Genomic DNA, 25,760 nt, shown 5'->3' on the forward strand with positions numbered 1-25,760 from the left:
CACCCGTCATTGCAAGGCACGCCCCACGGCTCCTGCAAGCGCCAACCCGGCGGCAAGTCCAATGGCACTCCGCGCCGCGCACGTCACCGCAAGGCAGACGCCTAGCCCCAGCCACGTCAAGACATAACCGAACCGATGGTTCAACAGTCTCGATATGCGCGGGTGAAGGATCGCCACCCCCGCAATGGATCCGATGACGAAGGCGGCAATCAACCAGCCAACTTGTGATTCCGGAAGCGATGCCCATCGCGTCAATTGAGGGATAAGCATCGGAACGATGCTGGCCGTTGCGACACCGAGCAACGTATCGCATAGCGTGAAGAATCGCTCCGCGGGTAGTTGGACTTTCAGAACAAAACCCGAGAATACGTTGCGCAATCGGGCGTGCGTTGAGACGGTTTCCCGTGCAACGTCATCTTGCATGGACAACGACGGCAACCGAGTGACAAGGAGCGGCGTCGCACACCCGAGAATTGCGATCCCCCAAAGGGCATGTGCCGGTGACCAGAACGTCAATACAGCGGCCACGAGCATCGGGCCGCTGATGCGCCCGAGACTGACCACGACACGGCGCTGCCGAAAAGCGGCCATCACGCGAGCTTGCGAAACGGTTTCGGCGGGATAAACGCTCAGCAGCGGTTGTGCCAGCGCAAAAGCAACCACCGCGACGGCATCGTTGACGACCCAGAATACGACGCCACTCGTCACGCTCATGACGGCGAGCCGTGAAATGCCCGACACCGCGATCATCACGCAAGCCAGACGCATCACGTGGCCACGCGGCAGACGCTCAGCCCACGCCGCTGCCACCGGCAGCGCAACAAGCGCACACGCGGCCAGCGCGATCTCGTACGCGACGACGCTCGCGGTGCCAAAGCGTGTGAGCAACAGCACGGGTACCGTCGCATTCCACATGCCGAGGTAGCACGCGAGCAGCAGGTCGAGGGTGAGGTAGGCGACGAAGGGTTTCACGTACGAGGCGCGCAGCAAACAAGGTCAATGCATGCTGGCCCCATGTCCGGCGACGCGCAATGGCGATTGTCTGATTACTCGATGGGGAATATCCGAAGACGCGGGTCGCTGTTCGAAATCGCATCCATCAATCAATGCGCGCCCTTCACCCGAACTGCTTGAAGTCCTTCTCGTCTTCCTTGTCTTCTTTATAGCGACGTTGGAATTCGTGCAGTCGTGCGTCGATGGTCGACATTTCGTAGAAGTCGGCGTCGCCGGCGTCGCGGGCGAGTTTCAACTGGCTGACGGCGGCCATCCATTGGCCTTGTAGCGCGTACTGCTCAGCCAGCGCTTCATGCTGCTTGGCACGCTTGCCACCCGCCGCCCACGCGCCTGCCAGCGCGCGCCACCAGATCGGCTCACTGCGATAGCGCTCGACCTGATCCTTCAGAAATTTGGTGGCTTCGGGAATTCGTTGACTGGCCACCAGCGCATCCGCATACGCCATGTCGGACGCCTGTGACAGCGGGAACGCCGCACGCGCATCCGTGGCGATGCGCAGCGCTTCGGCCGGTTTGCCCTGCATGCGCGCGATGTCAGACGCCAGCACCGCCAGACTCGGCGTGCCCACGCCCGTACCGCCAAACGCTGCACGCGACTTCTCCAGCGCCTCGCGCGCCGGCTCCCACCGATGTTGCTTGTACTCCGCCAACGCCACTGCGTACCATGCCCCCGCGACACTCGGTGCCGTCTGCGAGCGAATGGCCGTGCGTTGTGCTTCGGCAATCGTCGCGAAATCGCTCGCCGACTTCTGCTGCAACACGAGTGAGCGCGCCCGCGCGAACGCATATTCCGGCGACTGCTCCGGCTGACGATAGCCGGCGTTGCGCGAACGGTTGAGCATGTCGGCAATGCGCTCGGTCGTCAGCGGGTGAGTGCGGACATACTCGGGCACGCCCGCTTCGTTGATCGCATCCGCACGTTGCAGGCGCTCGAAGAACGTCGGCATCGCATACGTATCGAAGCCCGCCGCTTGCAGCAACTGAAAGCCGACACGATCCGCCTCACGTTCGGCGTCGCGCGAGAAACGCAGTTGCCGATCCACTGCCAACCCCTGCCCGCCCATGGCGATGCCCATCCCCAGATCGGAGCTGCGCGCGCCAATCCCGGCGAGCAAGCCAAGCAGCATGCCGCCAAGCGCAATCCACGAGTTCTGCGCCTGCTGTCCGAGCATTCGCGCGATGTGGTGCTGCAAGACGTGTCCCGTCTCGTGACCGACCACCGACGCGAGCTCCGACTCGGTACGTGTCGTGACGATCAGGCCGGTATTGATGCCGATGAACCCGCCGGGCAGCGAAAACGCATTGATGGCGGCGTCGCGCACCACGAAGAACTCGAAGCTCTGGCTAGCATCGAGCCCCACCTTGCGCGTGGCCGCGACCAGCTTGCCGCCAAGCGTATTAATGTAATCGGAGAGCAGCAGATCGGAGAGATAGTCGGGGTCGGCGCGAATCTCGCGCATCACCCGCTCGCCGAGCTTGCGTTCCATCGCGGGAGATAAGTCGGAAGCCGAACTTTGTCCGAGGGTCGGCAGCGACTGCGCCGCCGCTTGTGTGGGCACCACGGCCGCCGCGAACGTCATCGCGCTCATCACCGGCAGCAACGCCCAGGCGACGGCCCGCCGCCAGCGGGAAATGCGTGACAAAGCGCGGAACGAATGTGATGAACGCGTCATGGAAATGGGCGCGGCATGGCGCAGGTCATTCGAGGCTGCTGCTATGATAGCAGCCAAGTGTGGACGTTCCCGGCGTGTTTCCCGACGGGCTCCGCACATCACATTTGGCACCTATCCATGGCAGAACTCACCCATTTCGACACCGCTGGTCAGGCCCATATGGTCGACGTCGGCGGTAAGGACAGCACGCACCGCATCGCCGTAGCACGCGGCACCATCCTGATGAAGCCCGAAACGCTCGCCCTGATTCGCACGGGTACCGCGAAGAAAGGCGACGTGCTGGGCATTGCGCGCATTGCCGCCATTCAAGGCGCCAAGCGCACAGCAGATCTGATTCCCCTTTGCCATCCGCTGGCGCTCACGCGCGTGACGGTCGAGTTTCTCGTCGACGACGGCGCGAATGCCGTGCATTGCCGCACGCAAGTGGAAACCATCGGCCGCACGGGCGTTGAAATGGAAGCCCTCACGGCCGTGCAAGTCGGCCTGCTGACGATCTACGACATGTGCAAAGCGGTCGATCGCGGCATGACCATCACCGACGTGCGCGTGCTGGAGAAGCACGGCGGCAAGTCGGGCGACTGGGTCGCGGCATAACCGGCGACTGTCGCGAGCGTCCGGGGGGACATCACTTCCCCCGCGACGCCGTCCACTGCACGGCGAGAATGCTTGCGAACACCATCGCGAGCCCGACGAACGCCAACCCCGTAATCGCCTGCCCCAGCAACACCCATCCCAGCACCACAGCCGTCAGCGGACTCAACAACCCGAGCGACGACACCGCGACCGGCGCGAGACGCGCAATCCCGCGAAACCACAACGCGTAAGCCAGCAACGCCCCCGCCACCGACAAATACAGATATCCCAGCGTCTGTAACGTCGTGAGCGACGGCAGCGGCGCGTCGACGAACAACGCCAGCGGCGCCAGCATCAACCCACCCAGCACCAACTGCCAGCCCGTCAGCGCAAGCACCGGCATGTCCACGCGCCAGCGACGCGTCAGATAAGTCCCGGTCGCCATGCTCGCGGCCCCGGCAAGCGCCGCCAGAATCCCCACCGGCTCGAATACCGTCGTCGGCGACAGCAGCAGAATCGCCATACCGACTACACCCGCCACCGCCGCCCACACCGTGGGAGCCAACGGACGATGACGCTCCACGCCCCACGCCAGCCCCATCACCAGCAACGGCTGAATCGCACCGACCACCGCAGCCAAACCGCCCGGCAACCGATACGCCGCCACGAACAACAACGCCTGAAACGCGCCGATGTTCAACGCCGAGAGCACCAGCAACCGCCCCCAATCACGCGTTACCGGCCATCGGCGCGCGTAGATCAGCAACAGCAGCCCTGATGGCAACACACGAATCAGTGCCGCCGTGAACGGCCGGTCCGGCGGCAAAAGCTGCGTCGTCACGATGTAGGTCGATCCCCAGATCATCGGGGCCAAGGCCGTCAGCAACACGTCGATCCAGTTCAATCGCGCGGGCGAAACCAACGTCGAAGTCGTCATGATTATTTATCTTCAATTCAAGATAAATTGCAGTTTGGTATCATTTTGTCTTGATGTCAAGATAAGTGAGGTCACACATGGTGAGCCGACAAACGCGCAAGGGCGCAGATAGTACGGGCGACGCAGTCGACGCGATCCTCGCGCAGTGGAATCGCGAGCGCCCCGATCTCGACGTCGCGCCGATGGCGATCATCGGCCGGTTGAAGCGCTGTGCAGCGCTGGTTCAGCAGCAACTCGACGCAACGTTCGCCGAGTTCGACATGAGTGGTTGGGAATTCGACATGCTGGCGACGTTGCGTCGCGCAGGGGCGCCGTATCGACTGGCGCCGACGGCGTTGTTTTCCACGTTGATGGTGACGTCCGGCACGATGACGCATCGCCTGCAACGTCTGGAAACGCGAGGTTGGGTCACGCGGGTGCCGAACCCGGAGGACGCGCGCAGCACGCTCGTCCAGTTGACCGACACCGGGTTCGCACAGATCGAGCGCGCCGTCGACGCGCACGTGGCGAACGAGCATCGCATGCTCGCTCCCCTATCGGCCGAAGCGCTCGCGCAGATCGACGCCGGGCTGATCGCCTGGCTCAAGCTGCTGGAAAGCGAGCGCTAGCCTGAACTAGTCCGTTCGTTAAGCCGCCGCGGCATTCCCCACACGCTGGCGCTGCGGCCAGAAGTACCACACGGCACCCAGCACCTGAAGCACGATCAGCGCCGCCCAAGCGGTGAAATGCGCATTCGGGCTATGTGCCGGATAAGCGCCGAGCACTGCCCCGATGCCCACCTGACACAAGAAGATCAACACAAAGATGACGAGCGTGAGCGACGTGTTCACGCGTCCGATCAGCGTGCCGTGGAAATACTCGGCCAGCACGGCGTACGACAGAATGCCCGTGCCGCCGAATATGCCGTAAGCCGTCCACAGCCAGACCGGCGGAATCGGCGCGCCCAGCATCAACAGCAACTGCACCGCGACGAAGATGACCATCCCGACGCCGGAGAACGCAAACACGCTGACCCCGCGACGCTCGAGCGAACGTGCCGCTGCGCCGAACACCACACTGCCGGCCATCATCGCGAGACCGACCACCGACACGAGCGACGCCGCTTGCGCTGCCGACAAGCCTTCGAAGTCACGCATGAAGGGCGCCATCCAAAGCGACTGCATCGCATAGAACACGCCCTGCGTGATCCCCGAGAGCGACGTCACCTTCCAGAACATGGCGCTGCCGAGCACTTGGCGCACGCCTTGCAGCGCCTCCGACAATCCACCCTGCGCATGCGCCCCCGACTTCTCCGGTGCGCCAAACCACAACGCCACCGACATGAAAACGGTCAGCCCGGCCAAGCCGAACGACACCACGCGCCAGTCGGTCATGCCGAGCAGCCAGTTGAGTGGCGTGCCGACCACCACGCCGCCCAAGCCGCCAACGGCCATCACGAGCCCGTTGAGCAATGGCAGACGCGCCACCGGAAACCATTGCGCCAGCGCTTTGAACGCGCTGCCCAAACACACCGACACGCCCACACCGATGAGCAGACGTCCCACCATCAGCGCGCCCAGTCCTTGTGCGAGACCGAACAGCGCTGCACCCGCCGCCGCCAGCAACAATACGATCGACGCCACGCGGCGCGGACCGAACTTGTCGAGCAGCACACCCGCTGGCAACTGTGCACCGGCGAAGCCCAGAAAGTAGAGACTCGTAAGCAAGCCGAGATCGGCCGAGGAGAGTCCGAGTTCGCGCGTCATGAACGGCGCAAACCCGATATTCACACCGCGGTACACGTAGGAGACGAAGTACCCGCAGGCGAACAGCACAAAGATGCGTAGTGCTTTCGACATGAAGCCATACCTTAGTAATTTACTTGGGTATCCATTGTCCGGGGAACGTCGATCCCAAGCCAACGAAACCTTTGAGCGCGCATTGTGAGTAGAATTTGACATCATGTTTCGACACCTTCCTCCCCTCCAATCGCTGCGTGCACTTGAAGCGGCTGCCCGTCACCGGAGTTTTACGCGGGCGGCCGACGAATTGAATTTGACGCACAGTGCTGTCAGCCATCACATGCGCTCGCTCGAGCAGCAACTCGGCACGCCCCTCTTCCGGCGGGTCGGTGCCCGCATGATTCCGACCAGTGTCGGGGCGCGTCTGGCCGAGCGCATCCGCATCGGCATGTCGGAACTGGACGAAGCTTTCACCGAAGCCCGGGCGGGCACTGCGGCGGGGGCATCGGCTGCCACCGTACGGCTGGAAGTCAGCGTGATGACCGATCTGGCGGCGCAATGGCTGATCCCAAGGCTCGATCGCTTCAGCGCACAACACGCCGGCATCGATCTGATGATCCGGCTCCACACAGATGTGGCCGCCCCAGACCCGTATTCGGTCGACGTCGGCATCTGGCATCAGCGCGTGGAGGCAACCGGCTTCGTGTCTCGCAAACTACTGACTGACTACGTCATCGCCGTTTGCCGCCCCGAGTTGATCGATCGGCTCCCGAACTTCACGATCGACGATACGCCGACGCTGCCGATGCTGCGTTTTGCGCACCGGTCTTGGCGCGACTGGCTGGTCGCGGCGGGTCTGCCGCCACACGAGCCCACGCGCGGGCCAATTTTCGACGATGCGGGGTTGCTGCTACGCGCCGCCGTCGCCGGACAAGGGCTAGCGACCACGCGCAGCCTGCTGGTGCGCGACGCCATTGCGGCGGGCGAACTGGTGCAAGTGGGCGACGTCTGCATCCCACCGAGTCTTGAGTACTACGTGAGCTGGCGCGAGCATCATCCGCGCGAGCGCGCCATCCATGCGTTCTGGCAGTGGATGCAGGATGAGATTGCCGCGACAGTGCCACTCGGCAAGGGCATCGCACGCGGGGGCAAAACCGCGCGCCCATAAAAAAACGGCAACGAATTCGTGAGAACTCGTTGCCGCTTTTCTTTGGCGCGGACTTCGACGGTAAATCAATGCCAACCGTTGAAGTCCGACGACCGGGCAATCGGGGCACCCCGAACCATGGAGGCACCCCGGACATGCCGTCTCTTGCGAGACTTACATGCCCATGCCCATGCCGCCCATACCGCCCATGTCGCCCATACCGCCGCCCATCGGGGCATCTTCCTTCGGCAGTTCGGCAACAGCGCAGTCGGTCGTCAGCAGCAGGCCCGACACCGAAGCGGCGTTTTGCAGCGCGGTGCGCGTGACCTTGGTCGGATCGACAACGCCCATTTCCACCAGGTCGCCGTACTCACCCGTCGAGGCGTTGTAGCCGTAGTTGCCCTTGCCGGCAATCACGTTGGCCACCACGACGCTGGCTTCTTCGCCACCGTTCGCGACGATCTGACGCAGCGGCTCTTCCATCGCGCGCAGCACGATCTTGATACCGGCGTCTTGGTCAGCGTTGGCGCCCTTGATGTCGGCAACGGCCACGCGAGCGCGCAGCAGTGCAACACCGCCGCCCGGGACGATGCCTTCTTCCACGGCAGCGCGGGTAGCGTGCAGCGCATCTTCGACGCGTGCCTTCTTTTCCTTCATTTCGACTTCGGTCGCAGCACCGACCTTGATCACGGCAACACCGCCGGCCAGCTTGGCCACGCGCTCTTGCAGCTTTTCACGATCGTAGTCGCTGGTGGCTTCTTCGATCTGGGCGCGGATTTGCTTGACGCGTGCTTCGATGTTCACGGCTTCGCCAGCACCATCGATGATGATGGTGTTTTCCTTGCCGATTTCGATGCGCTTGGCTTGGCCCAGTTCGTTGAGCGTTGCCTTTTCCAGCGTCAGGCCGATTTCTTCAGCGATGACTTGGCCGCCCGTCAGGATGGCGATGTCTTCGAGCATGGCCTTGCGGCGGTCGCCGAAGCCCGGAGCCTTGACGGCGCAGGTCTTCAGGATGCCACGGATGTTGTTGACCACCAGCGTTGCGAGGGCTTCGCCTTCGACGTCTTCGGCGATGATCAGCAGCGGACGGCCAGCCTTGGCGACTTGCTCGAGCACCGGCAGCAGGTCACGAATGTTCGAGACCTTCTTGTCGAACAGCAGGACAAACGGGTTGTCCAGGATGGCGACTTGCTTTTCCGGGGTGTTGATGAAGTACGGCGAGAGGTAGCCGCGGTCGAATTGCATACCTTCGACAACGTCCAGCTCGTCTTGCAGCGACTTGCCGTCTTCGACGGTGATCACGCCTTCCTTGCCAACCTTGTCCATTGCTTCGGCGATACGGTCACCGATCGACGAATCGCTGTTGGCCGAGATCGAGCCGACTTGCGCGATTTCCTTGTTGGTCGTGCACGGCTTGCTGATCTTGCGCAGTTCTTCGATCGCAGCGGCGACAGCCTTGTCGATACCGCGCTTCAGATCCATCGGGTTCATGCCCGAGGCAACGTACTTCATGCCTTCGCGAACGATCGACTGAGCCAGCACCGTAGCGGTGGTGGTACCGTCGCCGGCGTTGTCGCTGGTCTTGGAAGCCACTTCCTTGACCATTTGCGCGCCCATGTTCTGGAGCTTGTCCTTCAGTTCGATTTCCTTGGCGACCGACACACCGTCCTTGGTCACCGTCGGGCCGCCGAAGCTGCGCTCGAGCACCACGTTACGGCCCTTCGGGCCCAGGGTCACCTTGACGGCATTGGCGAGGATGTTGACGCCCTCGACCATCTTGGCACGAGCGGAATCGCCGAAAACGACTTCTTTAGCTGCCATTGCAATAACTCCTTGAATTCTTTACGTAGATGTCTGGGGGGACAGTCTTACTTGACCAGAACGGCCATGATGTCTTCTTCGCGCATGACCAGGAGTTCCTGGCCATCGACCTTCACGGTCTGGCCGGCGTACTTGCCGAACAGGACACGGTCGCCCACCTTCACGTCGAGCACGATCGACTTGCCTTGATCGTCTTTCTTGCCCGGGCCAACCGCCAGGATCTCGCCCTGATCCGGCTTTTCAGCGGCGGCTTCAGGGATCACGATGCCCGATGCGGTCTTCGTTTCGTTGTCCAGGCGCTTGACAATAACGCGGTCATGCAAGGGACGAAGGTTCATTACAAGCTCCTCTTTTCTCTCAGTGAGATTGTCAAAACGATATATGCAAGATATTGCATATAAGATGAATTCATGACGTTAGCACTCTACACCAACGAGTGCTAATTATAGGGACGGGGTTTTACGATTTCAAGACGCGGGGTTTTCCCGGAGGTGAATATTCTTGGATGCGAAGGCTCGGCGTCGACGGGATCGACGCCACTTCAGCGGTCGATTGTCCCGTTTTTGACGATGCCTGACCGGCGAGGTTCCCCCGCCTAGCTGGCGCGTTCGGTCCGCCAGCGCCCGCCGAACCATGACAAATTCGGCAGAAACCGAAACAGCCCATGCGCGTCGATCCAGCGCGCGTAGGCCACATAGACCGGATCGCGAGACAGATGGCGCTCTTCGGTCCACGCCCGCATCGCGTAGAGACCGTTGACCCCGAGCAGCAGCAGGCAGTGGCGCAGCGCCTCATCCACTGGCCCGCGCGCCACGAACGGAATGAAGATCAGCCACCACGACAGATTCTTCGCCACATACGCCGGATGCTTGGTCCAGCGGTACGGGCCGTTGGTGATGATGCCGCGATGGGTGAGGTTGGAGAAGCGCCCGCCAAAGCTCACGGTGGCCCAGACGTAAATCATGGTCAGCAGCAGGATCGCGCTGCCCCAGATGCCGTAAAGCAGCGGAGACCCCCACAGCCACTCGCCCCATGCGAACCCGGTGTCGTAGTGCAGATACTGGCGGCCGATCAACGACCAGAACGGCTCGTAGCACGCCAGCGCCACCGCCCAGCCCAGCATGGTCGGCTCGGCCGAGCGCAGATGCGTATCGGCAAGCCGCAACGTCAGCAGGTAGCCCATCACCGTCAGGCCTACGTCGACGAAATAGCACAGGCCGTACAACAGATCGAACCAGGGTTTGAAGCCTGAGAGCTGACTGACATCGGCGCTCAGGAATCGGGCGAGGTCGTTGCACAGATAGCCGAACATCAACGGCAGAAAGAACCCCTTCACCAGCCAGCCAAGCAGATGCTGCCCGACGATGCGGCGGTCCACGTTGGCCCACTGCAACGTCACGAGCTGGCCAACGTGCCAATAGCCGTCCAACGGCTGCGGCATCCTGCGATCGACGAAGTAAAGATACGGCAGCGCCAGCACCAGCAAGGGCGGCATTATCAGCGTCAGCATCCGGTAGTAGCGATCGTAGAAGTCGCCGTGATACTCCGGGAACAGCCAGTACAACAGCGCGACGAACCCTAAGCTGCCCAACAGTCCGGTGAATTTGACGAGCGTGCGAGACCACGACGGATCGTCGCGCTCGAAACTCAATCCCGTCGACGCGCGCCGATACGTCTTCTGCCACAACAGGTCCACCAGCAGCACCGTCGCCGAGGTCATGCCGACCATGAACAGTGCACTCGCCACCACGTCGTCCCCGAAGGGGCGGTAGGCGCGCAGCAGGATCAGCGACAGGAGAAAGGCCACGAAACCGGCGGCGCCAACCGCGCCGTGTGTCGCCGAGCGGGGCCGCGCCGGCACAGGCGCCTCAGGATTGCCGGGGCCGCCGGGGTTGCCGGGGATATCTCGGTTGCCGCGGTTGCCGGGGCTGTCGGGGTTATGGCGTGCGGTGTCGGTCACGGTACCAGTCATGTCGTTCGTCATGTCTTCCGTCATGTCGTCCAATCGGTGGCACTACGGGGATACGATGTTGCTCGTCACGTCCGCGCTCACGACTGATGCTGCCCCACGATTCCGACGATCCTGACCATCCCGGGCAGCCCGCGCACGTCGCCATCATAGCTTGGCCCGGCCGCGCATAGGCGACTACTCAAAAGAGGGGATCGTCATCGTAAAAACTGCGTGCTAACGTCAGCCCCGGCCTCGCCGCAAAGCAACACAGGCAAGAACCTGCGGCATCCAAGCCTCATGTTCCGCCCCCTGCTCACGCTTCGGAGACCTCTCGCGATGACCGATTTTCGTCCCACCCGCCGGCAAGCCCTGCAATTTGCCGCCGCCTCACTCGCCACACCGGCGTTGCTCACCCCAGCCGCCAGCGCCATCGCAGCCGGCCGTGCAGATCTCGACGCCGCCGTGCGCCGCTTCGGCGCCCTCGCGCCACAAACGACGGGTTGCCTCGTCCTCGCCGACATTCCGTCCGGTGGCTGGCAATCGGCCTACGCGCCGGACCGGATGCTGTTCGTCGGCAGCGCGGTCAAGACGTACATCCTCGGGCAGTTTCTGCTCGACGTGGAAACGGGCTACAACCAGCGCTCCGAGTCCCAGCTCTGCGACGTCAACGACGCCGTGCGCACGCCGGGCAGCCCGGTGCTGATCGGGCTCACCGGACAGACCCAGTACCGCACCGCGCTCGAAGCGATGATTTCGCATAGCGACAACTTGGGCACCGACATTTCGCTCGCTGCCGTCGGCCCCGACCGCGTTCGCGAACTGCTCAAGCGCGTGGGCCTGCCCACGGCGCGCATCCCGGATTCAACGCGCAAGCTCTTCTCGTATCTCGCAGGCGCGGCACCGGGCGTCGATCTCGGCTGGGCCGGCATGCAGAAGATGGAACGCAACGAAGACCTCGGACTGAAGCCGCGCACCGACGTCATCAACGATCACGAAACGATGACGAGTTCCGCCGCCGATCTGGTCAAGTGGTATCGGCAGGTGCTGCGCGAGAAGCTGTTCGCGAAGCCGTCTTCGCTGACCGAGTTCAAGCGTATTTCCGCCATGGCCGACGCCGTGTGGATGGCCGTTCCCGATGGGCTGCTCGCGTATGGCAAGGGCGGCAGTCTCGATTGGGAGAACTTCCACGCGCTGTGCTTCGCGGGCGAGATGCTCGTGGGCAAGACGCCCGTGACGTTCTGCTTCACGTCCAACTGGCTCGACGGCAAGACGAGCGTCGAGCGCACCGGCGAGTTCATCGCCGCCGCCAGCGACGTCCTCAAGGCGGCCGCCAAAGCCGCCGCCTGACCTGCGAAACGACTGCGATCTGCATCAGAACAAAGGCCTGCCCCGCGATCCAAGCGGGCAGGCCTTTGTCATTACGTCACATCAGCAACGCGTCAGAAGTGTTTGGCCAACCGTAACGCCGCACTCTGCACCGTCTGCGAAGGCGCGGTGCGCAAACTATATTCGGCACGCATTTCCAGCCCCTTGCCCGAGAGCAGTTCCACTCCCACGGCGAAGTTGCCGTAGGCGCGGGGTTGCGACGACGAAATCACGAACGGCGCGCTCGGAAACTGCACCAGCGACACTTCGGTACTCACATCGCCTTTCGACGCAAAGCTCATCCCGAGCGACAGGTAAGGACGCAGCGTCACCCCGCGATAGTCGAATCGGCCACCCACCTCGACCGTGGGACTCAACACGGCCGTCGTGCGCCCCTGACTTTGCACCGCAAGATCGAGCACCCCCGCACCGCTTTCGCTGTACGCACCACTGCGGTCGTACACGACATCGAGATCCGCGTACGGCTTCACATACCAGTCGGCGAAATTCACCTGATACGACAGTCGCGACCGTGCCCCGACGAAGAACGCATCGGGCTTGCTCGTCGCCCGTGCGACAGCCTCCGGATAGTCGATCGTCCGGTTCTGCGTACCGCTCTCGTAACCGCCCAGCACCGCCAGCGCGATTTGCCACGGCCCCATCTGCCGCTTCAACGTCACGCCGCCACGGAACCCGTCGCTCGACACATCGAGCGAGCGATCCGACGAGCGCGCATGCGTCACCACATAACTCGCCGAGCCGCCGAAGAACCAATCCGGCGCAATCTCCTTTTGCGCACCGAACTGATACGTCACCTGCTGGCTGCGGAAACCGACGTCATCCGCCGTATCGAAGCGATCGGCGCGCGTGCCGATCACGCGCCCCCACACACAACTGCCCTCGGACAGCCGCGTGCCCACGCCGTCGAACTGCGGACAACTCATCAGCCGATTCAGGAAGTCGTAATTTTCGTGTCCGCGCGAACCGGCGCGCATGAGCGTTGCCGCGCCCGAGAGCACATCCAGCGCCTTGCGGTACGACGCGGCGTCGCCCACATTCGCAAACGGCTGGAACAGCGGCCCGGTATCCACGACACCCATGTCCCAATGCGTTTGCAGAAAGTTGGCGAACGACGTCTGGTTGGCGTTCAGGGCGACACCCGGCGGCCGGAAATTGGCGTCGACGGAGATCAGCGGATCTTGCGAGCCGCCGCCATTGTTTTTCATCTGGTAGTTGAATACGATGGCCGTGCTCTTCGCGACAGCCGTCTCGCCTGTCGGCGCCTGATCGAAGTGGCCGATCCCGAGCCAGATGTTCTTCACCGGGTTGTGAAGCACCGGCACCACGCTGCCGCCGAACGTCAGCGCACCGGACACCACCAGAAAGTCGCTGTTGTGATGCGTGAAATCGAGATCGGGTGCATACACGCCGGTGCCTGTCTGCGAAAACGCACCGTACACGTGCGACACCTGAAAGACGCCCGGACCGCCGGGGCTGAACGTGCCGAAATTCTGAAGTTGTCCCACCGTCACGCTTTGGCCCGCTCGCAATTCACCACCGGCCTGATTCACGAACGTGCTGTCGGTCGTGAGTTGCACGTTGCCCTGCACGATGCCGCTGTTGTTGACGCTCGCCTTGCCCAACGACTCGATGGCCGTGGCCGCCGAGACGGTGCCCGCATTGTCGATGGTCACGCCATCGGTGTTGATCGCCAGAATGCCGATGCCCGAGGTCGCATTTGCCATGACCGTCGCACCCTTGCCCACCGTCACGCTGACCGGCTTGCCCTCGATAACGTTGTTGCCGGTCGCGCCCGCGTTGCCCATGCTGATCGCGGCAATGGCGGGTGAGCCAGCGCCCATGGCCGCCACTGTCGCGCCGGGTTGCACGCTCACATCGATCTCGCCACCGGCATTGCCGCTCCAGTTCGGCGGGTTCTTCAGCAGCACGCCACCCTCGGTGAACACCGCGCCACCGCCCAGACTCATCGCAAGAATGGCGGGGGCGTTCACGCCGTACGTCACGATGCTGCCCGACGCGCTCACCCGCACCGTGTTGCCCCCGCCCACAGCACCGGACACGTTTGCCAACCGGACCATGTCCAGACCATAAGTCACGGCAGCCGCATCGCCCGCGATACCGCCCCCGCCGCCAACGCTTTGCGCAAGCACGCCCGCCGCGCCATCGCCCTGCGTGCGGATGCCACCGGCGACTGTCACTTCGACCGTGCCGCCGTCATTGATCCCCGCGTTGCTGAACGTGTTGTTCACCGACGCCAGCGTGACAAGCCCCGGCGCCGTCGTCAGACCGGCGATACCGCCGCCACCGCCCACGCTCTGTGCGACGACGCCATGCGCGTTCTGTCCCTGTGTTTGCACCACGACGTTATTGCCCACCGTCACCGCAACATCCGACCCGGCACCCCCGGTGTGGTCCTTCGCGCCGAGCGCCAGACTCGTGACCGGCAGCGTCGACGGTGCGCCACCGCTCGTCAGTGCCGCATAGCCGCCGCCACCGCCAATGCTTTGTGCGAGCACGCCGAACGAGAGCGCGCCCTGCGTTGCAATCACCGAGGGCGAATTCGCACTCCCGGTGGCGCTCGACAGATCGACAAGCACGCTCCCGGCATTGGCAAGCAGGCTGTTGCCGCCGGATTCCGATGCACCCAGCGCGATGACAGACCCCGCGAGCAACGCCGACATTGACGCACCCGACGTCAGCCCGGCAACCCCGCCACCGCCCGAGACCGACTGCGCGAGAATGCCGTGCGAGAGCGTGCCGCTGGTGTAGATGCTGCCGGCGCTGAGCACGTTGACGCTGCTGCCGGTCATCAACGCAGGCGACATCGAACCGCTCAACGTGCTGCCCAGCGTGATGGTCGGCGCACTGGCTTGCTGACCATCGGCCAGATGCGTACTCGCGTTACCCGCGAGGCCAACCGATGCCGCCCCGCCACCGCCCATGATGCTCTGCGCAACGATGCCGCTTGCATCGGCCCCTTGCGTGGCGATCACGCCGCCACTCTTGACCACCACGGGATACGGGGCGGTATTGACGCTGCCCAGATTGCCCGCGTAAGCCGCGCCGAGCGAGAGCGACAGCGCCGGTGTCGATGCGCCGGCGGCGGTGCCGAAGCTGCTCGCCCCGAACGTATAGCTGGTGGCGCCCGCCATCCCGCCACCGCCCGAAACGCCTTGCGCGAGAATGCCCGGCGAGCTGTCGCCGCTTGTCTGAATATTGCTGGCGGGGTCGCTGGCATCCACGTTCACCTGTCCGGCCACGCCCGCACTGCCGCCTTGCGAGCCGACACTGACGTTGACGTTGTGCTGCGCGCTCGCGAGATTGGAGCCGAGCAGATCGATGATGCGCGTCACTTCGCCGATGATTTCCGGCGCGCTGTCGGGTGCCCAGTTCGCGACGAACGCTTCGAGATTCTGCGCGGTGGCCACGCCTGCGCCGCCACCGCCGCCGACGCTTTGCGCCACGATCGCTGGCGACGAAAAGCCTTTCGTCGCCAGCAGGCCACTGTTGGCGATGCTCACCGGACCGCCATTGCCGCCGCTGCCGCCGGAACCGCCGACCGCGACGTTCGTACCGACATTCGGCGAGACATCGAAGTACGCGCTGGCTTTGCCCGCGACCACGCCAAGCAGATTGTCGATGCTGGACATCAGGCTCGATACGCTCGTCGAGGCCGCCGTCCCGCCCTGACCGCCCCCGCCGCCGATACTTTGCGCGACGATGGCCGCCGCGCCGTCGCCGGCCGTTGTCACCCGCCCCTTGTTGAAGACGCTGGCACCCACGCCGTCGCCACCGCTCCCCCCCGGTGCCGCCTACGCGAACATCCACGCCCGCCGTCAGCGATCCGAACGAGATCGAGGGCGGCTGGCTGCCGTTCTCCAGCCATTTGACCAGCGACTTCAGACTCCCGAGCGCCGCGCTGGGTCCGCCAAGCGTTGCCGAGAACGACTGCGCAGTCTCCTGCTGGACGATACCGCCGCTGCCGCCACCGCCACCGACACTCTGCGCAACGATGCCCGGCGCGTGATCGCCTGCGGTGGCGACGCTGCCGGAGACCTCGTTGGTCACCGTTGCCACGCCACCGAAACCGCCTTGCCCACCCGATCCGCCGATGGTCGCGCCCACGCTGATGTTGAGCCGGCTGCCCGCCGCCGCGATCGTCGACGTGCGCAACGCCGCCGCCGCACTGCCGCCGCCCCCGCCGCCACCGCCGATGCTCTGCGCCAGAATGCCGATGCTCTTGTCGCCTTGCGTCCAGACGCCGCCCGCGTTGTCGACTTGAGCGAAACCGCCGTTGCCGCCGTCGCCGCCACTGCCGCCTGCGGTGTAGTGCGGGCTTAACGTGCCCGTCGGGATTTCCGGCCCGAGATCGGGGGCGATGGTAATGGCTGCCGAGCTGGCCAGACCGCCGTAGCCACCGCCACCGCCGATGCTCTGCACCACCGCACCATCGCTGGCCGCGCCTTGCGTGGTAATGCTGCTGCCGTTCTCCAACGTCAGGCGGGACGTGCCCCCTTCACCACCGCCACCGGCGCTGCCGCCATGGCTGACCGCCACGCCGAGCCCGACACCCACGGTGATCGCACTGGCAGACCCGCCAGCGCCGCCGCCGCCGCCGATGCTTTGCAGAATGAGGCCCGCAGAACCGGCGCCCGCTGTCGAGATCGCGCCGCCCAGATCCATCGTGGCCGTGCCCCCCGCGCCGCCGGCGCCACCGTGTCCGCCAGTGGCGATGCCCACGATGATGCCGGTCGTATCGGCGTCGCCACCGTGTCCGCCCCCACCGCCAATGCTCTGAATCAGGGCTCCGGCACTCTGATCGCCGGTGGTGAAGATCGTGCCATTGCTGTCGGCCTGAATATTGCCGCCCAGCCCGCCGTTGCCGCCCGCGCCACCGCCGATATTCATCAGGCCCTGACTCACGTCGGCCGAGCCTGCGCCCCCGCCCACGGCGTGCGCGAGAATGCCGAGCGCGTCTTTGCCTGCGGTCGAAATGTTGCCGTCGTTATGGATCGTGACGGCCAATTGTCCGGTGTTGCCGCCCCCGCCGCCGTTGCCGCCGTGGCCCGACCACGGGCCCGCTGCCCCACCGTTGCCGCCCGCGCCGCCAACCACGGATACGCGAATGCCCATCGAGCCCAGGCCCAGCGTGGTAATGCTGCCGGTGTTGGTCACCGAGGCCCCGCCCGGCGTGCCGCCATCGCCGCCGGTGAAGCCGCTCCCCGTCACACCGCCCCCGCCATCGCCGCCACGCCCCCCAAGGCTGTACACGGCAATGCCCGGCGCATTGGCACCGTCGGTCGTGATGGCGGCGCCATTGGTCACCGTCACCTGCCCCGAGTTGCCGCCATTCGAGCCCTTCACGTCTGTGCTCACGCCCGCCGGGCCGCTGCCGCCGATCGAGCGCGCCAGCACGCCCACCTCGCCATTGCCGTGGGCCGCCACCGTGCCGTCTGCGATCGAGACCGTGACGTTGCCCGCGTTGCCGCCCCATCCGGAGAGCACGTAACCGCTCTCCGAATCGTCCACGCCAAGGCCGCCTTGTCCGCCCAGCGACTCAGCGCGAATCGCCGCACCGCCGTTGTTGCCAACGCCCGTCGCCGTGATGCTGGCCCCGCCGCGCACCACCACGCTGGCGTCTCCGGCGTTGCCGCCCACCCCGGCGTTCAAGCCGGCCGCCGCCCCGCCAAACGACGGAATCGCGCTCGCCTGACCATTGCCGCCAATCGCCTGCGCCGACAGGCCGTATCCCATGGCTGTCACCGCGCCGCCGTCGATCGTCAGCCGTGCGAAATTGCCGTTGCTGCCGTTGCCATTGCCGTTCCCGCGGTTGCCCCAAAGGCCGCCATCGCCGCCCTTCGAGATCACCGACACGCCGGCGCCGTTGCTGATGACCGTGCTGTTGACCAGCCCAAAGTCGACGATACGGCCGAAGCCGCCGTTGCCACCCCAGTGATCGCGACCGTTGTCGTCGTCGTTGGTGTCGCCGTTGCCGCCGTTGCCGCCGCTCACATCGACGGCCACCCCGGTGGCGCCGTTGGTCGAACGAATGTTCAGGCCGGTGATCGTGCGCTCGACGTCGATTTGTCCGGGCGCACCGTCATAGCCGTTGTGGTTATGGCAGCACCCGCCCGCGGCACCGCGATAGTCGAGAAACAACGGCCCCGAGGTTTGAGAGAACGCCGGACCGGCGAGCATGACGCCTGCGACGCTGCAAAGCGCCTTCAAGCGAAGCGGTACCGCCACCTGAGATGATTTGCCTCGCACGCTTGCCCCCGTACTCCGAATCATGTGCCGACTGACAGGATGCGCGCCGCTCTGCTGATCGCTTTTGATCGTTTTTGGTGCGGTTGGAAAGGCGCGGTAATTTCCGGAGAAACTTAGCACTGCGCAGCCCTTGTGCACTATCCCCCGAATTGAGTAAGGGGAGCAAAGGGAAGCCGGGGGGGCGCCTCCCCTGTTTCGGGGATGGGCGCCCGTTACGCCGGTGTGCTAATTTGCCTAACCAGTCAGTCCCCTTTTGCCGCTACCCCACACCGCCATGTCTGCCAGCACGCCCGCCGTTGCCGAGCCGGTTCTGCCCGGCCCGCTGTTGCTTGTGGAAGACGATCCCGCCACCCAGACGCGGATGCGCAGCATCCTCACGTCCCTCGGCTATACGGACGACGCCGTGCACGTGGCCGGCAGTCTGGCGCAGGCGCGCGCGATTCTGGCCGATCAACCGTTCGCGCTCACGCTCATCGACGTGGGCCTGCCCGACGGCAGTGGCATCGACCTGATTGGCGAGCTTCACGCCCGAGATCCGGCGTTACCGATTCTGGTAATCTCCGCGTGGAGTACCGAGCAGATCATCGTGGGCGCGTTGCGCACGGGCGCCACCGGCTATCTGCTCAAGGAGCGCGACGATACGGAGATCGCGCTATCGATTCGCAGCGCGTTACGCGGGGGCGCGCCGATCGATCCGTTTGTGGCCAGACACATCCTCAGCCTTGTCGGCGTCACCCGGCCATCGCAGGCCGCCGTGCCGCTGCCGGCGGCCGGTGTGGCCGGTGTGGCCAGTGGGGCCGCTCAAGGTCAAAGCCAGACACAAACGGCCGACGCGCCACCGGCATTGAGCCCGCGAGAAATCGAGATTCTCGGGCTCGTCGCCAAAGGCATGACAAACCGCGAGATTGCAGCCTTGCTCTCCATCTCAAGTCTCACGGTCGCATGCCACATCAAGAACATCTACAAGAAGTTGGCGGTCAACTCACGCACGCAAGCCGTGTTCGAAGCCCGCACGTTCGGCTTGCTGCCCTGACGCTGATTGCTGCGCTCCGGCACTTCCTGCGACTTCGCCAATTCCGGCTACGCCATCTCTTTGCCATCTTCGGTCTGCTTGCCGGTGCCGCCCATGCGCAGTTGCCGGGCGCGGACATCGATCTTCGTCCCCTGACGTTCGAGCGCATCGAAGCCGTGCGGGCCGGTGCCGACTGGCATGCTACGCAGCCACCCGATACCGGCTGGGAGAGCGTCACGCTGCCGGATGTCTGGAGTACCCGCTGGCCGCACTACGACGGCGTGGTCTGGTACCGGCTCACGTGGCAGGAGACGTCGCCCGCGCAGGCGCGCGGCTTGCTGCTGGAGTATCTGAACATGGCCGGGGCCGTCTATCTGAACGGCAGCCTCCTCTCTCGCGAAGACTCGCTGGTCGAACCGCTCACCCGCGCGTGGAATACCCCGCGTTATTGGGTGGTGGAAGCGCCAGCACTGCGACCCGGCGTCAACACGTTGCTCTTGCGCGTGTCCGGGCTTTCCGCCTACAGCCCTGGGCTCGGCCCGGTCGTACGTGGTGCGCCGGCCGAGATTCACGCGCGCTACGAAAAAGAACGATGGGTGCGGCGCGACCTGCAACTCTTCAGTCTGGCCATCACCATCACGCTCGGCATCTTCGTGCTCACGCTGTGGCTATACCGGCGCGAAGAAACCGCCTACGGCTGGTTCAGCGCAATGTCGTTCACGTGGTGGCTTTACGCGGTCAATCAGGTCGCCACTCGCCCTTGGCCTTGGGTCACGAACGACGCGTGGGAAGTGTTCGTCTCGATCGCCTTTCTGGCGTATTGCGGCTGTTTTACGATGTTCGTGCTGCGCTTCTGCGGGCGCAGGATGCCGCGAATCGAAACGGCCATGTGGACGATATTCGGCGCCGGTGCGGTCTGGCTAATGGTCATGCCGCACCAGAGTATCGCGAGCACACGCGCCATCTGGGCGGTCGTCCCCGGCGTGACGTATCTGGCGAGTTGCATCCTGCTCTTCGCCCTCACGTGGCGCGAGCGGCAGCTTGAACAGCGTGTGGTCTCGCTTTGTGCGCTGACGTTCGTCATCGCCGGCACGCACGACTTTCTGGTGTTCTTCGGCGTGCTCGCGTCCAATGTCTACTACACCGCGCAGACGTCGCAGGTGTTGATGATCGGCATGGCGGTGGTGCTGGCGCGGCGCTTCGCAGAGAACGCGCGTCGCATCGCCCAATTCAACGACGAGTTGCGCGTGCGGGTGGACGACGCCCGCGACGAACTGGCGCTGACGCTCAATCGTCAGCACGAACTCGAAGTCGCGAACGCCCGTCTGGCTGAACGGTTGAACCTCGCGCATGACCTGCATGACGGTCTGGGCGGTGCGCTGGTATCGAGCATCGCCGCCATCGAACACGCACCGCATACGCTGCCGCCGGAGCGATTTCTCGGCTTGCTGAAGGAGTTGCGCGACGAGTTGCGCATGGTCATCGATACGGCCGCCACGCATCAGAACGGCGGGCTGACGCTGGCCGAACAGATTGCACCGTTGCGGCACCGGATCACCGTGCTGTTCGAGAGTCAGAAGATCGAATGCGATTGGCGGCTCGAAGGCATCGGGCAGTGCGAGCTGAGCGCCGCCCAGTCGCTGGAGTTGCTGCGCATTCTTCAGGAAGCGCTCACGAACGTGCTCAAGCACAGCCGCGCGAGCCGGGTTCGCATCGACTTGCGAGACGAGGGCGAAGCGATCACCTTGCGGGTGGAAGATAACGGCGTGGGGTTTGAAGTTGGCAGCAGCAGTAGCGTTGGCGGCGGCAGTGATACCCAACACGCAGGCGCCGGCCTGCATAGTATGCGCAGGCGTGCGCAGCGTCTGGGCGGCACGATGGCGTTGCTGCGGGAGAACGGTGCGACGGTGGTGCTGGTTCGCGTGGCGACGAGGGCCGGCTAGGCTGTCGCCGGGTTGCCGGACGCCAGCGCTTTCGTGCCCATTTCATCGGCTTCGCGCTCCAGCCCTTCGTCGTCATTGACGGGCACGCCGGCCTTCAACTGCATTGTTGGCCGCACCCGGTTCTGTGCCTGTTGCACCACGTGCCAGGCTTCATGCGGCAGGTGCTGCTCCTGACCGGGTCCGAGGTGAATGTCGCTGCCCTGCGCGTAAGCGTGGGCATTGAGCTGCGCCGGGGCCGACGAGTTATAGTGCACCCGCACATGATCCATGTTCATGCCGGACAACGACTCGACGCCGGATTTCAGTGAATCGGGGAGTCCCGTGCGGTTGATCGGCGCCTGCGCCTGACGCTGCGCGACCATGCGCGGGCTGTTATCGGCCATGGCCTGCAACTGGCGCAGCCCCTCGGCCTCGGGCCGGTTGTCCGCGAAGTCGGAATGGCCACCACCCGCCACGGCCGAGCGGGCCTGTACGACGTGTGTCGCTTCCAGAGACTGCGCTGGCTTTCTCATCCGGTCACCCATGCCCACTCCCCTTACGTCCGAAAAACATCGCTATGAGGTCGAAACGTCCGGGCAATCATAAGGCCCAACGGTGGCAAAAACAAATTTCTGCCGGGCGCGCTTGATCCCATCACTTTCCCCCGCTTTCTCCCCATTTGCCCCTCCCTGCCCGGGCGAAGCCGGGAACGTGTCACGCGGAGCCGGTACAATCGGGGAAAAATTTCTCCGGCAACCTTTCGTGATGACGTCCGCTTTATCTGTCCGACCTGTCCGATCCGTGTTCTCCGCGCGTCCTGTCCTGGGTTCTCTCGCACTGGTCCTCCTGCTGGCCGGTTGCGCCGCCAGCCCGCCGCGCCTGACGGCACCCGCCGCCCAGCCGGCAAACGCCGCCAGCACCTCCCCTGCAACGCCTTCACCCGCCGCGACCGACGCCGCCAGCGCCGCGCCCGCTGCACTGCCGTGGTGCGTTCAGACGTCGTTGCGCGAAGAAGACGACCTGATGCGCAACTTCGGCGGCATTCCCGCCGGCGTGCGCCGTATCGAAGAAACCCGCTTCATTGCCAGCTACGACCGCACGACCGGCAAGGTCGGCCCGCTCGATAACGGCAATCGCTTCGTGATGGAATTCGATCCGCAGGGGCATCTGCTCACCAGCACCGATCGCGGGCGCTACACGTATGCCGCCGATGGCCGGTTGCTGAGCGTCGATGGCGCGTCAGTGGCATGGCAAGGTGCGGACGAATGGATCGTGAACGGCGCCGCACGACGCGGCACGTGGAAGGAGCAAGTCCGTCAGGAAGGCGAGCGCGTCGAGTGGACCCGCCGCATCATCGTCGGCGCCAACGGCACCCATCATCGCCGTCAGGGCAGCTTGCAGGCGCGTCTGTTCGACGACGAGTGCTTCGTGCTCTCCCGGCAATGGGAAGCGCCCAACGAAGCCCGCCAGATCGTCACCGCCGACGGCAAGGTCCGTCCGGCCCCCAAAATCGTCTCGTATCGCACGTTTGCCAACGTGGAACGCAAGCCCGACGGCAGCCGGATCGTGCGCGATACAGGCGCTGCCGCCTTCATCGACGGCCAGTGGCTGCCGCTCGCGTGGGATAACGAAGTCTCGGAATACTCGCCGCGTCACGAACTCATGCGCGTCACGCGCACCGACGCCGCAACCGGTGAGCGTCACGTCTCGGAATATCACTATCGCCACGACAAACGCGGCAACGTCGTGCGCGTGGTGATTACCTCGCCGTCCGGCGCAGGCGAGAAGGTCGACCCGTTTGCGAACGTCTTCGTGCGCAAACTGACCTATTTCGAACCGGCCACGCCGGTCGCTACCGACAAGCCGGCGGCACCGGGTGCCGCCAAAGAAAGCGCGACGGCACCTGCGCCCACCGCAGAACCCGCCCCGTCGGCAGCACCGGTGCCGCTTACGTCGGCAGAGTAAAGCGGAACGTCGCGCCCTGCCCTGCATGACCGGGCTGCCCCGGCTGAACATTGGTTTCCACCAGCGTGATGCGGCGGCCATGCAGTTGCAGGATACGATGCACGATGCGCAGGCCCAGACCGCCCTCGCGGCGGGCCCCGCCCACCGTAAAGGGCCGCTCGAAGAGGCCTTCGCGCGCACTCTCCGGAATGCCCGGCCCCGTGTCGCTCACCCGCACTTCGATATCCGCCCCGGCCGGGGCCACGGCCACGACGATCTCCCCGCCCGACGGCGTGTAACGCAACGCGTTCTCCAGCAGATTGGTGAACACGCGCTCGATCAACCCGAGATCGGCGCGCGCGGTTGGCACTTGCGGTGCGAGTTGCGCCCGTAATGCGACACCGCGCGACTCGGCGCTCAACTCGAATTTCTGGAACACATCCTGAATCAGATCGGTCACCGAGAACGGCTCGGCTTCCGGCTGCACGAAACCGTGCTCAAGACGCGCGAGCTCGAACAGCGACTGCGCCAGTGCCCCCACCTTGCGGCTCTGATCCAGTGCGATGCCCAGATAACGCCGACGGTCGGCCGGTGCCAGCGTAGCGTCCTTGAGCGACAACGTTTCCAGATAACCATGCAGCGACGAGAGCGGCGTGCGCAGATCGTGCGAGATATTGGCGATCAGTTCGCGACGCTCCTGATCCTGACGTGTCAGCGTGCGCCATTGCTCGCCCAGCCGGTCCACCATCTGCCGGAACGCGCGCTCAAGCACCACGATTTCGTCGTTCGGCCGCGCCTGTTGCGACGCCAGTTCATCCGCTGACACGGCAGGCAGCGCTGCCGGTGCCGCGTCGATATCGAACTCGCGCACGGTATCGGTCAGCCGGCGCAGCGGGCGCGTAATCCACGCAAACGCCGCCAGACCGGCAATCAGGCACAACGCCGCGACCAGTCCGATCGACCACAGCGCGGTACTGAGCGCGGCACTGGTCGCGCCTCGCGCCGCAAAGCGGTCATGCGCTTCGCCCAACAGCACCACGTAGATGTAGCCCACTTCCTGCCCGTTCACCCGTAACGGCGCGGCACTGAAGACCTTGCGCACATCGGTGTTGCGCGGGTCGTCACCATAAATCGGCAGCGCTTCGCCATCGATCAGCCGATGCACCGGCGCCAGATCGATCTGTGTGCGCCGCAGATGTCCTTCCGGGGCCGCATGTCCGGTAATACGCCCCTGTTCGTCGAGCAGATACACCTCGACACTCGGGTTGACCACCATCAGTTGCCCGAACAGGTTTCGCACGGCGTCCGGCTTCATGCCGTTCGCGTCCATCAGTTGCGCGTTGGCGGCGATGTGCTCGGCCAGCCCACGCGAGAGGCCCTGAATCACTTCGGCCTCGTGCATGCGGTTTGCCCGCACCTGCAACCAGGCCGACGTGCCGCAGCACACCAGCAACAGCGCCGCGAAAACCAGCGACAACCGCTGCGTGAGTGTGAGATTCCATTTGCGCGTCATCATGCGGCCCCTGCGTCGGTCGGATTGCCTTCGGGCGTCGCATCGCTGGCGAATTTGTAGCCACGCCCCCAGACCGTGAGAATGCGGGCCGGCTGCGCGGGATCGGCTTCGATCTTCGCGCGCAGGCGGTTGATGTGGGTATTGACGGTGTGCTCGTAGCCTTCGTGCTGGTAGCCCCAGACGGCATTGAGCAGGTCCATGCGCGAGAACACTTTGCCCGGCTGGCGGGCGAAGAAGTACAACAGGTCGAATTCGCGCGGCGTCAGGTCGAGCAGCTTGCCGCCCAGCGTCGCCTCGCGGGCGATCGGATCGATGAACAGGCCCGCCACCGCCAGACTGCCCGCTTCCATGCGAGCGTTTCGGGCGAGCGCATCGACCCGCCGCATCAGCGCCTTGACCCGTGCGACCAGTTCCAGCACCGAAAACGGCTTGGCCAGATAGTCGTCCGCCCCCAGTTCCAGCCCGAGAATGCGGTGCACTTCGCTTGCCCGGGCACTGGTGATGATGATCGGCGTGTAGCGGGTCATTTCCCGCGCGCGGCGGCAGATTTCGAGGCCATCGACGCCGGGCAGCATCAGGTCGAGAATCAGGGCGTCCCAACCGCCTTCTGACAGGCGCCGCAAGCCCTCGTCGCCATCGGCGCAATGCACGACGTCAAAGCGTTCGTCGCGCAGGTGCAGCGTGAGCAGATCGGCGATATGCACGTCGTCTTCGACGAGCAGGACACGGCGCGGCGAATCCATCGTAGGGGGAACTCCCGGGAAAGGTGGGTCTGGGTGACCTCATTGTGCGCAGTTCAGGCCCTTTGAGGTATCACGAATTGTTTAATCTTACGTGAGGACTTTGCCATCACGGACGCACTACCCTTCAGTCATCGATC

19 protein-coding genes are annotated in these 25,760 nt (G+C 64.6%); 7 read left to right on the top strand and 12 right to left on the bottom strand.

What is annotated here, in order from left to right; all coding sequences use genetic code 11:
- Positions 1-6: 6 nt before the first annotated feature.
- Complete coding sequence (locus CDV44_RS26545; protein ID WP_141118817.1) at positions 7-972, bottom strand: MFS transporter; 966 nt, start codon at positions 970-972, stop codon at positions 7-9.
- Between the two features lie 145 nt (positions 973-1,117).
- Positions 1,118-2,686: a M48 family metalloprotease gene (locus tag CDV44_RS26550; RefSeq protein ID WP_087691608.1), complete on the bottom strand. Its 1,569-nt coding sequence runs from the start codon at positions 2,684-2,686 to the stop codon at positions 1,118-1,120.
- 117 nt (positions 2,687-2,803) lie between these two features.
- On the opposite strand from CDV44_RS26550, the gene moaC reads away from it, so the two are divergent.
- Positions 2,804-3,280, top strand: a complete 477-nt coding sequence (gene moaC, locus CDV44_RS26555; protein WP_058377629.1) for a cyclic pyranopterin monophosphate synthase MoaC — start codon at positions 2,804-2,806, stop codon at positions 3,278-3,280.
- Positions 3,281-3,311: 31 nt separating this feature from the next.
- On the opposite strand, the gene CDV44_RS26560 is transcribed toward moaC, so the two are convergent.
- Complete coding sequence (locus tag CDV44_RS26560; RefSeq protein ID WP_170936114.1) at positions 3,312-4,196, bottom strand: EamA family transporter; 885 nt, start codon at positions 4,194-4,196, stop codon at positions 3,312-3,314.
- Positions 4,197-4,273: 77 nt separating this feature from the next.
- Here CDV44_RS26560 and CDV44_RS26565 point away from each other — a divergent pair, with 77 nt between their 5' ends.
- Positions 4,274-4,804: a MarR family winged helix-turn-helix transcriptional regulator gene (locus CDV44_RS26565; RefSeq protein ID WP_087691609.1), complete on the top strand. Its 531-nt coding sequence runs from the start codon at positions 4,274-4,276 to the stop codon at positions 4,802-4,804.
- 18 nt (positions 4,805-4,822) lie between these two features.
- Here CDV44_RS26565 and CDV44_RS26570 read toward each other — a convergent pair whose 3' ends face one another.
- Complete coding sequence (locus tag CDV44_RS26570) at positions 4,823-6,034, bottom strand: nitrate/nitrite transporter (RefSeq protein ID WP_087691610.1); 1,212 nt, start codon at positions 6,032-6,034, stop codon at positions 4,823-4,825.
- Between the two features lie 103 nt (positions 6,035-6,137).
- Between CDV44_RS26570 and CDV44_RS26575 the strand changes: the two genes are divergently transcribed.
- Entirely contained in the window at positions 6,138-7,085 is a 948-nt protein-coding gene (locus CDV44_RS26575) for a LysR substrate-binding domain-containing protein (protein WP_087691611.1), read from the top strand.
- A 153-nt stretch (positions 7,086-7,238) separates the two neighbouring features.
- Here CDV44_RS26575 and groL read toward each other — a convergent pair whose 3' ends face one another.
- From groL to CDV44_RS26590, 3 genes are all read right to left on the bottom strand, one after another.
- Positions 7,239-8,885, bottom strand: a complete 1,647-nt coding sequence (groL, locus tag CDV44_RS26580) for a chaperonin GroEL (protein WP_058377624.1) — start codon at positions 8,883-8,885, stop codon at positions 7,239-7,241.
- 47 nt (positions 8,886-8,932) lie between these two features.
- Positions 8,933-9,223, bottom strand: a complete 291-nt coding sequence (locus CDV44_RS26585) for a co-chaperone GroES (protein ID WP_058377623.1) — start codon at positions 9,221-9,223, stop codon at positions 8,933-8,935.
- Between the two features lie 257 nt (positions 9,224-9,480).
- The gene (locus CDV44_RS26590) at positions 9,481-10,881 is read right to left on the bottom strand and encodes an isoprenylcysteine carboxylmethyltransferase family protein (RefSeq protein WP_087691612.1); all 1,401 of its coding nucleotides are present in this window, start codon (positions 10,879-10,881) and stop codon (positions 9,481-9,483) included.
- Between the two features lie 291 nt (positions 10,882-11,172).
- On the opposite strand from CDV44_RS26590, the gene CDV44_RS26595 reads away from it, so the two are divergent.
- Positions 11,173-12,183, top strand: a complete 1,011-nt coding sequence (locus tag CDV44_RS26595) for a serine hydrolase (RefSeq protein ID WP_170936115.1) — start codon at positions 11,173-11,175, stop codon at positions 12,181-12,183.
- Between the two features lie 92 nt (positions 12,184-12,275).
- Here CDV44_RS26595 and CDV44_RS28780 read toward each other — a convergent pair whose 3' ends face one another.
- Together CDV44_RS28780 and CDV44_RS28680 are read right to left on the bottom strand one after the other, a co-directional pair.
- Positions 12,276-15,164 (bottom strand): autotransporter domain-containing protein, encoded by a 2,889-nt coding sequence (locus CDV44_RS28780; protein WP_371328821.1) that lies wholly within the window; start codon positions 15,162-15,164, stop codon positions 12,276-12,278.
- Complete coding sequence (locus CDV44_RS28680; protein ID WP_305790821.1) at positions 15,124-18,468, bottom strand: hypothetical protein; 3,345 nt, start codon at positions 18,466-18,468, stop codon at positions 15,124-15,126. The genes CDV44_RS28780 and CDV44_RS28680 overlap by 41 nt, the downstream gene beginning before the upstream one ends.
- A 295-nt stretch (positions 18,469-18,763) precedes the next feature.
- Here CDV44_RS28680 and CDV44_RS26615 point away from each other — a divergent pair, with 295 nt between their 5' ends.
- Both CDV44_RS26615 and CDV44_RS26620 read left to right on the top strand, forming a co-directional pair.
- Positions 18,764-19,522 (top strand): response regulator transcription factor, encoded by a 759-nt coding sequence (locus tag CDV44_RS26615; RefSeq protein ID WP_087691617.1) that lies wholly within the window; start codon positions 18,764-18,766, stop codon positions 19,520-19,522.
- On the top strand, positions 19,432-21,444 hold the full coding sequence (locus tag CDV44_RS26620; RefSeq protein ID WP_087691618.1) for an ATP-binding protein: 2,013 nt from the start codon (positions 19,432-19,434) through the stop codon (positions 21,442-21,444). Before CDV44_RS26615 ends, CDV44_RS26620 begins: the two co-directional genes overlap by 91 nt.
- Here the strand turns inward: CDV44_RS26620 and CDV44_RS26625 are convergent.
- Complete coding sequence (locus CDV44_RS26625; RefSeq protein ID WP_212677155.1) at positions 21,441-21,956, bottom strand: DUF4157 domain-containing protein; 516 nt, start codon at positions 21,954-21,956, stop codon at positions 21,441-21,443. The two genes, CDV44_RS26620 and CDV44_RS26625, sit on opposite strands and share 4 nt — an antisense overlap.
- Positions 21,957-22,224: 268 nt before the next feature.
- On the opposite strand from CDV44_RS26625, the gene CDV44_RS26630 reads away from it, so the two are divergent.
- Positions 22,225-23,388 (top strand): hypothetical protein, encoded by a 1,164-nt coding sequence (locus CDV44_RS26630; protein WP_087691619.1) that lies wholly within the window; start codon positions 22,225-22,227, stop codon positions 23,386-23,388.
- Here the strand turns inward: CDV44_RS26630 and CDV44_RS26635 are convergent.
- Positions 23,372-24,880, bottom strand: a complete 1,509-nt coding sequence (locus CDV44_RS26635; RefSeq protein WP_087691652.1) for a HAMP domain-containing sensor histidine kinase — start codon at positions 24,878-24,880, stop codon at positions 23,372-23,374. The genes CDV44_RS26630 and CDV44_RS26635 overlap by 17 nt on opposite strands.
- On the bottom strand, positions 24,880-25,623 hold the full coding sequence (locus CDV44_RS26640; protein WP_087691620.1) for a response regulator transcription factor: 744 nt from the start codon (positions 25,621-25,623) through the stop codon (positions 24,880-24,882). Before CDV44_RS26640 ends, CDV44_RS26635 begins: the two co-directional genes overlap by 1 nt.
- Between the last annotated feature and the right edge of the window lie 137 nt (positions 25,624-25,760).

The organism is Pandoraea sp. PE-S2R-1 (genome assembly GCF_002179865.1).
Classification (GTDB): domain Bacteria; phylum Pseudomonadota; class Gammaproteobacteria; order Burkholderiales; family Burkholderiaceae; genus Pandoraea.